This is a genomic window from Streptomyces sp. NPDC093586 (assembly GCF_044764905.1).
Lineage (GTDB): Bacteria > Actinomycetota > Actinomycetes > Streptomycetales > Streptomycetaceae > Streptomyces.
Genome location: NZ_JBIWJA010000021.1, coordinates 1 through 13,389 on the forward strand (window position 1 = coordinate 1; position 13,389 = coordinate 13,389).

The window sequence follows — 13,389 nt, forward strand, 5'->3', positions numbered from 1 at the left end:
AAAACCCCCCCCCCCCACCCACCCCCCCAAAACTTTTTTTGTCGCGCGGGGGGGGGCCCCCCCCCCCGGGGGGGGGGGGGGGGGCAATGGCCCCCCGGCCCCGCCGGAACGCCGTCGCGCGCGCTACGCGTCGACCTTCTCCATGACCTCGTCGCTGACGTCGAAGTTGGCGAAGACGTTCTGCACGTCGTCACTGTCCTCGAGGGCGTCGATCAGCTTGAAGATCTTCCGGGCACCCTCCTCGTCCAGTTCGACCTGCATGGTCGGGACGAAGTTGGCGTCGGCGGACTCGTAGTCGATGCCGGCGTCCTGGAGGGCGGTGCGGACCGCGACCAGGTCGGTGGCCTCGCTGATGACCTCGAAGGTCTCGCCGAGGTCGTTGACCTCCTCGGCGCCCGCGTCCAGGACGGCACCGAGCACGTCGTCCTCGGTCAGTTCGCCCTTGGGGACGATCACGACGCCCTTGCGGTTGAACAGGTACGACACCGATCCCGGGTCGGCCATGGAGCCGCCGTTGCGGGTCATGGCGACGCGGACGTCGGAGGCGGCGCGGTTGCGGTTGTCGGTGAGGCACTCGATGAGCACCGCGACACCGTTGGGGCCGTAACCCTCGTACATGATCGTCTCGTAGTCGGCGCCGCCGGCCTCCAGGCCCGCGCCGCGCTTGACCGCGGAGTCGATGTTCTTGTTGGGGACCGACTGCTTCTTCGCCTTCTGGATGGCGTCGTAGAGCGTCGGGTTGCCCTCGGGGTCGGCGCCCCCCATGCGGGCCGCGACCTCGATGTTCTTGATCAGCTTCGCGAAGAGCTTGCCGCGCTTGGCATCGATGACGGCCTTCTTGTGCTTCGTCGTGGCCCATTTAGAGTGGCCGGACATCTGCCTGTCTCCTTCGCGTAACCCGTCTTTGAACGAACGCAGGAATCCTACAAGGACTCCGCCGCCCGCTTCGCGCGCACCATGTCGGCGAAGAGGCGGTGGACGCGGTGGTCGCCGGTCAGTTCCGGGTGGAACGACGTGGCCAGCGCGTTGCCCTGGCGGACCGCGACGATGTGGCCGTCGTGCTCGGCGAGCACCTCGGCCGCGGCGCCCACGGACTCGACCCAGGGGGCGCGGATGAAGACGCCCTCGACAGGATCGCCCTCCACGCCCGTGACGTCGACGGCCGCCTCGAAGGATTCGTTCTGCCGTCCGAAGGCGTTGCGGCGCACGATCATGTCGATGCCGCCGACCGTCTCCTGACCGGAACGCGGGTCGAGGATCTTGTCGGCCAGCATGATCATGCCGGCGCAGGTGCCGTAGACGGGCATGCCGCCGCGCACACGCGCGCGGAGGGGTTCCATCACGCCGAAGAGGACGGCCAGTTTGGAGATGGTGGTGGACTCGCCGCCGGGCAGCACGAGGCCGTCGACCTCGGCGAGTTCTTCGGGGCGCCTGACCGACCTGGCCACGGCGTCTGCCGCGGCCAGGGCGACGAGGTGCTCCCGTACGTCGCCCTGGAGGGCCAGGACGCCGATGACGGGGGTGTCACTCATGGGTCCGGTGCCTTACCAGCCGCGGTTGGCGTAGCGCTCGGCCTCGGGGAGGGTGTCGCAGTTGATGCCGACCATGGCCTCGCCGAGGTTGCGGGACGCGTCCGCGATGATCTTCGGGTCGTCGTAGAAGGTGGTGGCCTTCACGATGGCGGCGGCGCGCTTGGCGGGGTCGCCGGACTTGAAGATGCCGGAGCCGACGAAGACGCCCTCGGCGCCGAGCTGGCGCATCAGCGCGGCGTCGGCGGGGGTGGCGACACCGCCGGCGGAGAACAGGACCACCGGGAGCTTGCCCAGCTCGGCGACCTCGCGGACCAGCTCGTACGGGGCGCGCAGTTCCTTGGCGGCGGCGTACAGCTCGTTGTTGTCGTAGCCGCGCAGGCGGGCGATCTCGTTCTTGATCTGACGCAGGTGGCGGACGGCCTCGACGACGTTGCCGGTGCCGGCCTCGCCCTTGGAGCGGATCATGGCCGCGCCCTCGGCGATGCGGCGCAGGGCCTCACCGAGGTTGGTGGCCCCGCAGACGAAGGGGGTGGTGAAGGCCCACTTGTCGGAGTGGTTGACCTCGTCGGCCGGGGTGAGGACCTCGGACTCGTCGATGTAGTCCACGCCGAGGGACTGCAGGACCTGGGCCTCGACGAAGTGGCCGATGCGGGACTTGGCCATCACGGGGATCGACACCGCGTCGATGATGCCCTCGATCATGTCCGGGTCGGACATGCGGGCCACGCCGCCGTCCTTGCGGATGTCCGCGGGCACCCGCTCCAGGGCCATGACGGCGACGGCGCCCGCGTCTTCGGCGATCTTCGCCTGCTCCGGCGTGACGACGTCCATGATCACGCCGCCCTTGAGCTGCTCGGCCATGCCGCGCTTCACACGGGCGGTGCCGGTCTCGGGGGCCTGGTTTTCGGAGAGCGTGCTGGACACGGGTACCTCACTGATGAGAACGGGGGGTTTCTGCATCACCGAGGAAACGCGAGTGGACCAGGCCACAGCAAGGGCCAATGGACAGCCGGTGGATCCTTTTCCCGGTGGAGACGCCGGGGACCGCGGCTAGGTACCGCGGCAGGCGACGTTCGCCCGGTGAGGAGTGGCGTCCGGTGCGTGCTCCGGGGGTCCCCCGGCCGGAGGCTGGGGGAGTGCCGGCCGGAAGCCCTCGTACTGGACGTACGCGGGCGTTCGTCCGGTGCGGCGAGTGGGGGCACCCCCTCCGGGAGAACGTGCCGGGCGCCGCGACGGGGCGAACGGCGCCTGTGGCGGCACTAGGCCCTGTCCACCAGCGCCGCCGGCGGCTCGTCGTCCATCTCGAAGGCCAGCGGGAAGGGCGCGTGTCCGGCCAGCCGGAACCAGCGCACCTTGCGGTGTTCACGCAGGCGGCGGGCGGCGCCCACGGCGTCGTTGTGGAAGCGGCGGGCCATCGGCACCTTCCGGACCGCCTCGGTCAGTTCGCGGGCCGCCTCCTCTCCCCCGGGCGCCTCGCGCACCGCCTCCACCTGCCGGGGGTCCTCGAACACCGCCCGCAGGGCCTGGCTCAGCTCGCTCTCGGCCACCTCCCGCTGCTCCTCCTCGGCCTGCCGGGCGGCGTGCGCGGCCTCGTACAGGACGATCGAGGCGGCCGGGTCCAGCACACCCGAGGTGGCCAGCTCCTGGGCCACGGAAGCCCTGCGCAGCAACTGGGCGTCGAGCGCGGCACGGGCGGCGTCGATCCGGGCGTGCAGCCGGTCCAGCCGCCCCGCCGTCCAGCTCAGGTACAGGCCGATCGCGATGAGGACGACCAGGATCCAGATGAGGGTGAACGTCACGGGCGGCAACCCTACGGGAGCGCTCCGCCGGGTCGGCCGGGTGCCTCCGCGGTGGGCGTCGCCGGGGGCCGTCGCCCCGGGGCCCCGCCCCGGCCCGAACGGCCTCGTCCGCGAAGCTTCCCCGGAGGGGGTGCCCCCCGGGACGGGCTGGACACGAACCCGGCGTTCAGTCCTTCGCCGCCAGGCCGAAACGTGCCCGCAGGCCCGTCGCCCTCTCGTCCGCCGCCACCGCCGCCGCGCCCGCCGTCACCGTCTCGTAGACGGACAGGATGTCCGCGCCCACCGTCGACCAGTCGAAGCGCCGTACGTGCGCGCTGCCCCGTTCCCGCAGCTCGGCCCGGCGCTCCGGGTCCCCCAGCAGCCGTATCGCCGCCTCGGCCAGCGCGTCGGCGTCCTCGTTGGCGAACAGCTCGCCGGCCGCCCCCTGGTCGAGGACCTGGGCGAAGGCGTCCAGGTCGGAGGCGAGCACGGGGGCGCCCGCCGACATGGCCTCGACGAGGATGATGCCGAAGCTCTCGCCGCCGGTGTTGGGCGCCACGTACAGGTCGACGCTGCGCAGGAAGCGGGCCTTGTCCTCGTCGCTGATCATGCCGAGGAACTCCACCCGGGGGCGCAGCTCGGCGGGCAGGGAGGCCACCGCCTCCTTCTCGTCGCCGCGCCCCGCGACCAGCAGCCGGGTCCCCGGGCGGGCGGCGAGGATCTTCGGCAGGGCCCGCATCAGCACCGGCAGGCCCTTGCGGGGCTCGTCGATGCGCCCGATGAAGCCGATCGTGTCGCCCTGCCACTCGGGCTTCGGCTCCGCCCCGGCGAAGAAACCGACGTCGACGCCGTTCGGGATGACGACCGCGTCCCCGCCCAGGTGCTCCACCAGCGTGCGCCGGGCGTACTCGCTCACCGCGATCCGCGCGCTGATCTTCTCCAGGGCCGCCTGGAGGATCGCGTACGCGGCGATCATCGCCCGCGAGCGCGGATTGGACGTGTGGAAGGTGGCCACGATCGGGCCCTGCGCCGCCCAGCAGGTCAGCAGACCCAGTGACGGCGAGGTCGGCTCGTGGATGTGGATGACGTCGAACGCGCCCTCGTGCAGCCAGCGCCGCACCCGCGCCGCCGACAGGAAACCGAAGTTCAGGCGGGCCACCGAGCCGTTGTACGGCACCGGCACCGCGCGCCCGGCCGAGACGACGTACGGCGGCAGCGGGGTGTCGTCGTCGGCGGGGGCGAGGACGGACACCTCGTGGCCGAGGCGGAGGAAGTACTCGGCGAGATCGCGGATGTGGAACTGGACGCCGCCCGGCACGTCCCAGGAGTACGGGCAGACGATGCCGATCCTCACGAGGCGTCCCGCTCGCCGGGGGCCGGCGCCTTGGCCGGGTCGAGGTCCTTCAGCCACAGGCGCTGGAGCATGTGCCAGTCCTCCGGATGGCCGGCGATCCCCGTGGCGAAGGCATCGGCCAGCGCCTGTGTCATGACGGACGTCCTCTCGCGCCGCGTACCCGACCCGGGCACCTCGACCGGCGGATGGACCCGGCCCCGCATGACCGGCGAGTCGTCGTACCAGAGCGTCACCGGCAGCAGCCGCGCCCCGGTCTGCTGGGCGAGCAGGGCGGGGCCGGCCGGCATGCGGGCCGTCTCGCCGAAGAAGTCGACCTCCACCCCGGAGGCGGACAGGTCGCGGTCGGCGACCAGGCAGACCAGACCGCCGTCGCGCAGCCTGCGGGCCAGCGTGCCGAAGGCCGTGCCGCCGCTGTGCGGCAGGACCTCCATGCCGAGGCCCTCCCGGTAGGCGACGAAGCGGTCGTAGAGCGTCTCCGGCCTCAGGCGCTCGGCGACGGTCGTGAACGGGATGCCCAGTTCGGTGGTGACCCAGGCGCCGGCGAGGTCCCAGTTGGCCAGGTGCGGCAGGGCGAGGATCACGCCCTTGCCCGCGTCCATGCCCTCCGTCAGGTGGTGCAGGTCCTCGGGGGTGAAGCCCGCCCTGACGCGCTCGGCGCTCCAGGCGGGCAGCCGGAAGGACTCCATCCAGTAGCGCAGGTACGAGCGCATGCCCGCGCGCGAGAGCTCCGCGAGCCGCTCCGGACCCGCGCCCGGCACCACGCGCGCGTAGTTGCTCTCCAGCCGCCGTACGCCCGCGCCGCGCTGCTTCCAGGCGAGGTCCGCGACCGTGCGGCCGAACCGCACCGCGACCGGCTCGGGAAGCTTCTTGACGGTGCTCCAGCCGGCGCCGTACAGGGCGTCGGACAGCCGCTCCCGAGCGCTCACTGCGTCGCCTCGGTGCCCTGGTCCTCCTGCGCCGCGGCGTCCGCCTCGGCGGACTCCCGGCGGACGGTGACGACCCGCTGGACCAGCGTGACGAGGCTGCCGACGGCGACGATCCACAGGGCGACGGGCAGCAGGTACTGGATGCCGGGCACGCCGAACTTGTGCAGGCCCGCGAAACCGGCCGCGACCAGGGAGACGACGAGGCGCTCGGCGCGCTCGACCAGCCCGTTGACGGCGACCGGAAGGCCGATCGACTCGCCGCGCGCCTTGGTGTACGACACCACCTGGCCGCTGGCCAGGCAGAAGATCGACACGGCGCACAGCACGTTGTCGTCGCCGTGGCCCGCGTACCAGAGGGCGAAGCCGCCGAAGATCGCGCCGTCGGCGACCCGGTCCAGGGTGGAGTCCAGGAAGGCGCCCCAGCGGCTGGAGCGGCCGAGCTGGCGTGCCATGTTGCCGTCGACGAGGTCGGAGAAGACGAACAGCGTGATCACGACCGTGCCCCAGAAGAACTCGCCCATGGGGTAGAAGACCAGCGCCCCCGCGACCACACCGGCGGTGCCGATGAGCGTGACCGTGTCCGGGCTGACGCCCCTGCGGATGAGAAACGCGGCGAACGGTGTGAGGACACGCGTAAAAAATGCACGCGCGTACTTGTTCAGCATGGCCTTCCCGACGGTCGGTGTGGCCGCGCGGCCCTTGCTGGCCACCGGCTGGCCCATCGTAGTCACGCGCGCGCGTGCACGGCGGACGGGCACCCGCACCCCGGCGCCCCGACCGGGACCGGGGTGCGTCCCTCGTATGGACGCGGCGTGACGGGAGTGGGAATCTCGAAGGACCGCGGGCGTCGCCGGAGCCGCCAGTGCACGCGGTCCCGCGCGTCCGCGCCCACAACGACCTCACCGTGCACGGGAGGCAAGGACATGGGCGAGAAAGCACATACCCACCCCGGAGCCGCCGGCAGGGCAACGGCGGCCGACCACCCCGCGTCCGTACGGAATGTGGTGCTGGTCGGCCACTCCGGATCGGGCAAGACGACTCTGGTGGAGGCCCTCGCGCTGACCGCGGGAGCCGTGAACCGGGCCGGCCGCGTCGAGGACGGCGGCTGCGTCTCGGACTACGACGAGATCGAGCACCGGCAGCAGCGCTCGGTACAGCTCTCCCTGGTGCCGGTCGAATGGGACGGCATCAAGATCAATCTCCTGGACACCCCCGGATACGCCGACTTCGTCGGTGAGCTCAGGGCCGGTCTGCGCGCCGCGGACGCGGCCCTCTTCGTCGTCTCGGCCTCCGACGGGATGGACGGCTCCACCCGCATGGTGTGGGAGGAGTGCGCCGCCGTCGGCATGCCGCGCGCCATCGTCGTCACGCACCTGGAGGCGGCGCGGGCCGACTTCGAGGAGATGACGCGGATCTGCGCGGACGCCTTCGGCGCGGACGACCCCGACGCCGTGCTGCCGCTCTACCTGCCTCTGCGCGGACCGCAGGCACCCGACGGGCACGCGCCCGTGACGGGGCTGATGGGGCTGCTGACGCAGCGGCTGTTCGACTACTCCTCCGGCGTGCGCGAGGAGTCCGAGCCGGTCGGGGACCAGCTGCCGCTGATCGAGGAGGCCCGCAACCGGCTCATCGAGGGGATCATCGCGGAGAGCGAGGACGAGACCCTCATGGACCGCTACCTCGGCGGCGAGCGGATCGACGTCAAGACCCTGATCCAGGACCTGGAGCGGGCCGTCGCGCGCGGCGCCTTCTTCCCCGTCCTGGCCGCCGCCCCCGCCGCCGAGGGCGCCCGGCAGGGCCTGGGCACGGTCGAACTGCTGGACCTGATCGTCCGCGGCTTCCCGACACCGCTGGAACGCGAGGCGCCCCGGGTGACCACGCCCGACGGCGCACCGCGCGAGCTGCGGATGTGCGACCCCGACGAGTCCCTGGTCGCCGAGGTCGTCAAGACGTCCTCCGACCCGTACGTCGGCCGCATCTCCCTGGTCCGCGTCTTCTCCGGCACCCTGCGCGCCGACCAGACGGTGCACGTCTCCGGGCACGGCCTGGCCGACCGCGGTCACGAGGACCACGACGTCGACGAGCGGATCGGCGCCCTGTCGACGCCGTTCGGCAAGCAGCAGCGGCCGGTCACGCACGTGATCGCGGGCGACATGGCGTGCGTGGCCAAGCTGAGCCGCGCCGAGACCGGGGACACGCTGTCGGCCAAGGACGACCCGCTGCTGATGGCCCCCTGGCAGATGCCCGACCCGCTGCTGCCGCTCGCCATCCGGGCGCACAGCAAACCCGACGAGGACAAGCTCTCCCAGGGGCTCGCCCGGCTGGTCGCCGAGGACCCGACGATGCGGCTGGAGCAGAACCAGGACACCCACCAGGTGGTCCTGTGGTGCCTGGGCGAGGCCCACGCGGACGTCGCCCTGGAACGGCTGCGCAGCCGCTACGGCGTCCAGGTCGACGTCGTCCCCCACCAGGTGCCCCTGCGGGAGACCTTCGGCGGCAAGGCGACCGGACGCGGGCGGCACGTCAAACAGTCCGGCGGGCACGGGCAGTACGCCATCTGCGAGATCGAGGTGGAACCGCTGCCCGGCGGCTCGGGCATCGAGTTCGTGGACAAGGTCGTCGGCGGGGCGGTGCCCCGGCAGTTCATCCCGTCGGTCGAGAAGGGCGTGCGGGCCCAGGCGGCCAAGGGCGTCGCCTCGGGCCATCCGCTGATCGACGTCCGCGTCACGCTGCTGGACGGCAAGGCGCACTCGGTGGACTCCTCCGACGCCGCCTTCCAGACGGCCGGCGCGCTGGCGCTGCGGGACGCCGCGGCGGGCGCCCGGATCCACCTGCTGGAGCCGGTGGCCGAGGTGAGCGTGCTGGTCGGCGACGACTACGTGGGCGCCGTGATGAGCGACCTGTCGGGGCGGCGCGGCCGGGTGCTGGGCACCGAGCAGACGGCCGGCGGGCGGACCCTGATCCGGGCCGAGGTGCCCGAGATCGAGATCGGCCGGTACGCGGTGGACCTGCGCTCCCTGTCGCACGGCACCGCACGCTTCGACCGCCGCTACGCACGGCACGAACCGATGCCGCAGCAGGTCGCGGAACGGCTGCGCGAGGAGGTGCACGCGGTGTCGTGACGGCACTTCGCACACCGGCCGCGGCGCTGCCGGAGCGGGCCGCGGCACTTCGGGAACCGGCGCGGGCCGCCCCGCGCCGGAGGCCCGCCACCCCGGCGCACGACGGCGCGCCCGGGTGTCAACCCGCGCGCGTGGGGGCGCCTTTGGCCGTCCGGTGACGCATGCCGCCGGCTACGGATACGCTGATGACCTGATCAACAGGTGTGCGGGGCGGAGAAGTCGGGAAGGCCGCAGGAGCGACAGTGGTGGCGATCGGGGGCGGGAATGACCGTTGACGGCGGTTACGCGGACTTCTTCGGACCGCAGGTTCCGCGTACGGACGACGGGGGGCAGACGGCCACCTTCGCGCTGGCCTCGGCCGCCTACCGGGACAACCCGGTGGAGGAGATCAAGAAGGCCGACAACGAGTGGCACCAGACGACCGTCAACGCGGGCCGCTCCTGGGCCACCATCTTCCGCCCCAACCTCGGCGAGGCCTTCTCCCGCGCGGTGGCCGACCGCATGCTCGGCGGTGACCGCAAGCCGCTCATCCAGTCCTTCGGGGCCGAGCCGCAGGTGGTCGTGGAGCACTGCCTGGCGGCCAACGGCATCCGCAAGGCCCGCGACCGCCGGCTCACCATGGTCAGCGTGCTGTGCGGCCTGCTGTTCCTCCCCGGCATGCTGGTCTGGCTGCTCGGCTTCCAGATCCGCACCACCGTCGCCAAGGCGGAGAACAAGCAGGCCGGCACCCTGGGCACCGCCGTCCTCGTGGCGATCGCCGCCCTCGCCGTGCTGTTCCTGATCAAGATGCCGTTCTCCGGCCTCTGGGCCTGGTACGCGCGCGCGGCCGTCGTGATGCCCGTCGTCGGCTGGTTCTGGGCCAAGCGGATCTGCGAGAGCACCGCCAGGGACCTGCGCGAACGCTGGGACGGCCTGCTGTCCGGCAGCGGCATCGGCGCCAAGGTGCCCGAAGCCGTCCCCAGCAACCCGAACGAGACCGCGGCCGAGCAACTGCGCCAGTCCTTCGCCAAGCTCGGCGCCGAGCAGCAGTCCAACTCCGTCTTCTACGCCGGCCCCAAGGGCATCCTCGGCATGGGCACCCGGTGGGGCAGCTGGCAGCTCGCCGAGGAACTGGTGCCGGCCGACCCGTCCCGGGAGATCCACCCGTTCCGCAGCTGGGACGTCATACGGGCCGTCCACGACCAGCTCAGCATGCTCCAGCGCGGCCCGCTGAACACCGGCGGCTTCACCAAGCCGTCCATACGGCACTGGATCGTCACGCCGATCGGGGAGAACGCCAAGGCGGTGTCCCGTCCGGAGGGCACGGACGTCGAGGCGTACCAGGTCAAGCCGCACGCCGTCCAGGAGATCTGCAACAAGCAGCAGTTCGGTGCCGGCGACCGGCACTATCTGGGCGTGCAGTGGACTCTGTGGGACGGCCAGCTGGTCCTCACGATGATGATCACGGTGACCGTACTGCACGCCACGCTGCGCATCGAGGTCACCGGCCACGCCCTGGGCCCGGTCAACTCCCTCTTCACGACCAAACCGGAGGCCCCCTCCAAGGAGGTCGCCAAGTCGTTCAAGCCGTGGGAGACCCGCAAGGTGATGCTCCCGCTGGTCACCGCCAACGAGGTGGTACGCCTCGCCGTCCGCGCCCCGCTCACCTGGTACCCGCCCCTGCTGAACTGGCTCGGCGGCACGATCGGCCTGCCCGAGCCCTTCGGCCTGCGGCACGCGTGGGCGGACCAGCCCTGGCGGCACCGCTTCATGGCCGACGACGCGCTGCGGGCGGCGACGCCGGTGCTGCGGGCGGTGCACTCGGCGGCCATCAAGGTCCTGGCGGAGAACGGCGTGGACACGGAGAAGTTCGGGGCGCGGTCGGCGTTCCTGAGCACGGCGGTGCAGGATCCGACGCCGAAGAAGGCGGACGTCTACGACGCGTAGGCCTCCGGCGGTCCGGCCGGAGGCCTACGGGCGCGTCGATCAGCCCGCCGGCCAGGCCTTCGCCAGCATCGTGCGGGTGTCCCCCAGCAGCTGCGGCAGCACCTTCGTGTGGCCGACGACCGGCATGAAGTTCGTGTCGCCGCCCCAACGCGGCACGATGTGCTGGTGCAGATGGGCGGCGATCCCCGCGCCGGCCACCGTGCCCTGGTTCATGCCGATGTTGAACCCGTGCGCGCCGGAGGCGGTCCGCAGGGCCGTCATCGCCTGCTTGGTCAGCGCGGCCAGCTCGGCCGTCTCCGCGTCGGTCAGGTCGGTGTAGTCGGCGACGTGCCGGTAGGGCACCGTCATCAGGTGGCCGCCGGTGTACGGATACAGATTGAGCACCGCGTAGACCAGCTCGCCGCGCCGGACGATCAGCCCGTCCTCGTCGGACTTGGCCGGGAGCGAGCAGAAGGGGCAGCCGTCGTCGGCGCCGGGGCCGCTCGGCTTGTTCTCGCCCTGGATGTAGGCCATCCGGTGGGGCGTCCACAGGCGCTGGAACGCGTCCGGCGTCCCCACTCCGATCTGCTGCTCCGGCTCACTCGTCATGCGTGCAGCATATGGCGTCGTCGGGAGCAGCGGGAAAGGCCCCCGAGGTAGCTCCTCGGGGGCCGACCCCCGCATCGGCGGGGAGCACAACCGCTGTCCACGGTTCTGGATCTCCTGCATCGGAGCACCCCGCTCAGGCGGGGAACAGATCACACCTGTGTGCGACGCTCCACCACATCAACGAGCTTTGCCAGCGCCTGGTCGCGGGGGATCCCGTTCTCCTGCGAGCCGTCGCGGTAGCGGAACGACACCGTACCGGCGTTCATGTCGTCGTCCCCGACGATGATCATGAACGGGACCTTCTGCTTCTGCTGGTTGCGGATCTTCTTCTGCATGCGGTCCGAGGAGGAGTCCACCTCGACCCGCAGCCCCTTCTTCCTCGCTTCCGCCGCGAACTGCTCCAGGTACTCGACGTGCGCGTCGCCGACCGGGATGCCGACCGCCTGCACCGGGGCGAGCCACGGCGGCATCGCGCCCGCGTAGTGCTCCAGCAGCACCGCGAAGAACCGCTCGATCGAGCCGAACAGCGCACGGTGGATCATGACCGGACGCTGCTTACCGCCGTCGGGGCCGGTGTACTCCAGGTCGAAGCGCTCCGGCAGATTGAAGTCGAGCTGGATGGTCGACATCTGCCAGGTGCGGCCGATGGCGTCCTTGGCCTGCACAGAGATCTTCGGGCCGTAGAAGGCAGCGCCGCCCGGGTCCGGGACCAGGGGCAGGCCCTGCTTCTCGGCGACCTGGCGCAGCGTCTCGGTGGCCTCTTCCCAGGCCTCGTCGGTGCCGACGAACTTCTCCGGGTCCTTGGTGGACAGCTCCAGGTAGAAGTCGGTCAGACCGTAGTCGCGCAGCAGGTTCAGCACGAAGGTGAGCGTCTTGTCGAGCTCCTCCGACATCTGCTCCCGGGTGCAGTAGATGTGCGCGTCGTCCTGGGTGAAGCCGCGGGCCCGGGTCAGGCCGTGCACGACACCCGACTTCTCGTACCGGTACACGGTCCCGAACTCGAACAGGCGCAGTGGCAGTTCGCGGTAGGACCGCCCCCGCGCGTCGAAGATCAGGTTGTGCATCGGGCAGTTCATGGGCTTGAGGTAGTAGTCCACGCCCTCGTCGAGCTGCATGGGCGGGTACATGCCGTCGGCGTACCAGTCCAGGTGGCCCGAGGTCTCGAAGAGCTTCCCCTTCGTCGCGTGCGGGGTGTAGACGAACTCGTAGCCCTCCTCCTCGTGGCGGCGCCGCGAGTAGTCCTCCATGACCCGGCGGATGATGCCGCCCTTGGGGTGGAAGACGGCGAGACCGGAGCCGATCTGCTCCGGGATGGAGAACAGGTCCAGCTCGCTGCCGAGCTTGCGGTGGTCGCGCTTCTCGGCCTCGGCGAGGAACTCCAGGTGCGCCTTCAGCTCGTCCTTGGTCGGCCAGGCGGTGCCGTAGATGCGCTGGAGCATCGGGTTCTTCTCGCTGCCGCGCCAGTAGGCGGCCGCGTTGCGCATGAGCTTGAACGCCGGGATGTTCCGGGTGGTGGGCAGGTGGGGACCGCGGCAGAGGTCCTTCCAGCACAGCTCGCCGGTCTTGGCATCCAGGTTGTCGTAGATCGTCAGCTCGCCGGCGCCGACCTCGACGTCCGCGCCGTCGTCGTGGGACGCGGAGCCCTTGAGGCCGATCAGCTCCAGCTTGTACGGCTCGTCGGCGAGCTCCTCGCGGGCCTCGTCGTCGGTGACGACGCGGCGCGAGAAGCGCTGGCCGCGCTTCTGGATCTCCTGCATGCGCTTCTCGATGGCCTTGAGGTCATCGGGGTGGAAGGGCTTCTCCACGTCGAAGTCGTAGTAGAAGCCGTCCTTGACCGGCGGGCCGATGCCCAGCTTGGCCTCGGGGAACAGCTCCTGCACGGCCTGGGCCATGACGTGCGCGGTGGAGTGGCGCAGGATGTTCAGGCCGTCCTCGGAGGAGATCTCGACGCCCTCGACGGTCTCGCCGTCCTTCGGCTCGTACGCGAGGTCCCTCAGCTCCCCGTCGACGCGGGCGGCGACGATCGAACGCTCGCCGGCGAAGAGCTCGGCGGCCGTAGTGCCCGTAGTCACCACGCGTTCTTCCCGCTCGGAATCCCGCTGGATGATCACACGGACGTCTGACACCGGTCTCTCCTGACTGAAGTGGGGCAGCGGCGCCATA

At 71.3% G+C, this 13,389-nt stretch carries 11 protein-coding genes; 2 read left to right on the forward strand and 9 right to left on the reverse strand.

Annotation, left to right across the window (positions count from 1 at the left end; translation table 11 throughout):
* Positions 1-123: 123 nt before the first annotated feature.
* The 7 genes from ACIRFH_RS21675 to pgsA form a co-directional block, all read right to left on the reverse strand.
* Positions 124-876 carry a YebC/PmpR family DNA-binding transcriptional regulator gene (locus ACIRFH_RS21675; protein ID WP_356554000.1) on the reverse strand — a complete coding sequence of 251 codons (753 nt, stop codon included), beginning with the start codon at positions 874-876 and terminating at the stop codon, positions 124-126.
* Between the two features lie 47 nt (positions 877-923).
* A complete protein-coding gene (pdxT, locus tag ACIRFH_RS21680) occupies positions 924-1,532 on the reverse strand; it encodes a pyridoxal 5'-phosphate synthase glutaminase subunit PdxT (RefSeq protein ID WP_403523130.1) in 609 nt (202 codons plus the stop codon).
* Positions 1,533-1,544: 12 nt separating this feature from the next.
* The gene (gene pdxS, locus ACIRFH_RS21685) at positions 1,545-2,492 is read right to left on the reverse strand and encodes a pyridoxal 5'-phosphate synthase lyase subunit PdxS (protein WP_403523133.1); all 948 of its coding nucleotides are present in this window, start codon (positions 2,490-2,492) and stop codon (positions 1,545-1,547) included.
* Between the two features lie 299 nt (positions 2,493-2,791).
* Positions 2,792-3,331 carry a hypothetical protein gene (locus tag ACIRFH_RS21690; RefSeq protein ID WP_403523136.1) on the reverse strand — a complete coding sequence of 180 codons (540 nt, stop codon included), beginning with the start codon at positions 3,329-3,331 and terminating at the stop codon, positions 2,792-2,794.
* Positions 3,332-3,497: 166 nt separating this feature from the next.
* Entirely contained in the window at positions 3,498-4,664 is a 1,167-nt protein-coding gene (locus ACIRFH_RS21695) for a glycosyltransferase family 4 protein (RefSeq protein WP_403523138.1), read from the reverse strand.
* Complete coding sequence (locus ACIRFH_RS21700) at positions 4,661-5,590, reverse strand: phosphatidylinositol mannoside acyltransferase (protein WP_403523140.1); 930 nt, start codon at positions 5,588-5,590, stop codon at positions 4,661-4,663. The genes ACIRFH_RS21695 and ACIRFH_RS21700 overlap by 4 nt, the downstream gene beginning before the upstream one ends.
* Entirely contained in the window at positions 5,587-6,312 is a 726-nt protein-coding gene (pgsA, locus tag ACIRFH_RS21705) for a phosphatidylinositol phosphate synthase (protein WP_403523436.1), read from the reverse strand. Before pgsA ends, ACIRFH_RS21700 begins: the two co-directional genes overlap by 4 nt.
* A gap of 201 nt (positions 6,313-6,513) precedes the next feature.
* Between pgsA and ACIRFH_RS21710 the strand changes: the two genes are divergently transcribed.
* Together ACIRFH_RS21710 and ACIRFH_RS21715 are read left to right on the forward strand one after the other, a co-directional pair.
* Positions 6,514-8,712, forward strand: coding sequence for an elongation factor G-like protein EF-G2 (locus ACIRFH_RS21710; RefSeq protein ID WP_403523143.1), 2,199 nt, complete (start codon positions 6,514-6,516; stop codon positions 8,710-8,712).
* Between the two features lie 264 nt (positions 8,713-8,976).
* Positions 8,977-10,638, forward strand: coding sequence for a hypothetical protein (locus ACIRFH_RS21715; protein ID WP_403523146.1), 1,662 nt, complete (start codon positions 8,977-8,979; stop codon positions 10,636-10,638).
* 39 nt (positions 10,639-10,677) lie between these two features.
* On the opposite strand, the gene ACIRFH_RS21720 is transcribed toward ACIRFH_RS21715, so the two are convergent.
* Positions 10,678-11,226, reverse strand: a complete 549-nt coding sequence (locus ACIRFH_RS21720) for an HIT family protein (protein WP_403523149.1) — start codon at positions 11,224-11,226, stop codon at positions 10,678-10,680.
* 149 nt (positions 11,227-11,375) lie between these two features.
* A complete protein-coding gene (gene thrS, locus ACIRFH_RS21725) occupies positions 11,376-13,352 on the reverse strand; it encodes a threonine--tRNA ligase (RefSeq protein ID WP_403523151.1) in 1,977 nt (658 codons plus the stop codon).
* Positions 13,353-13,389: the final 37 nt, after the last annotated feature.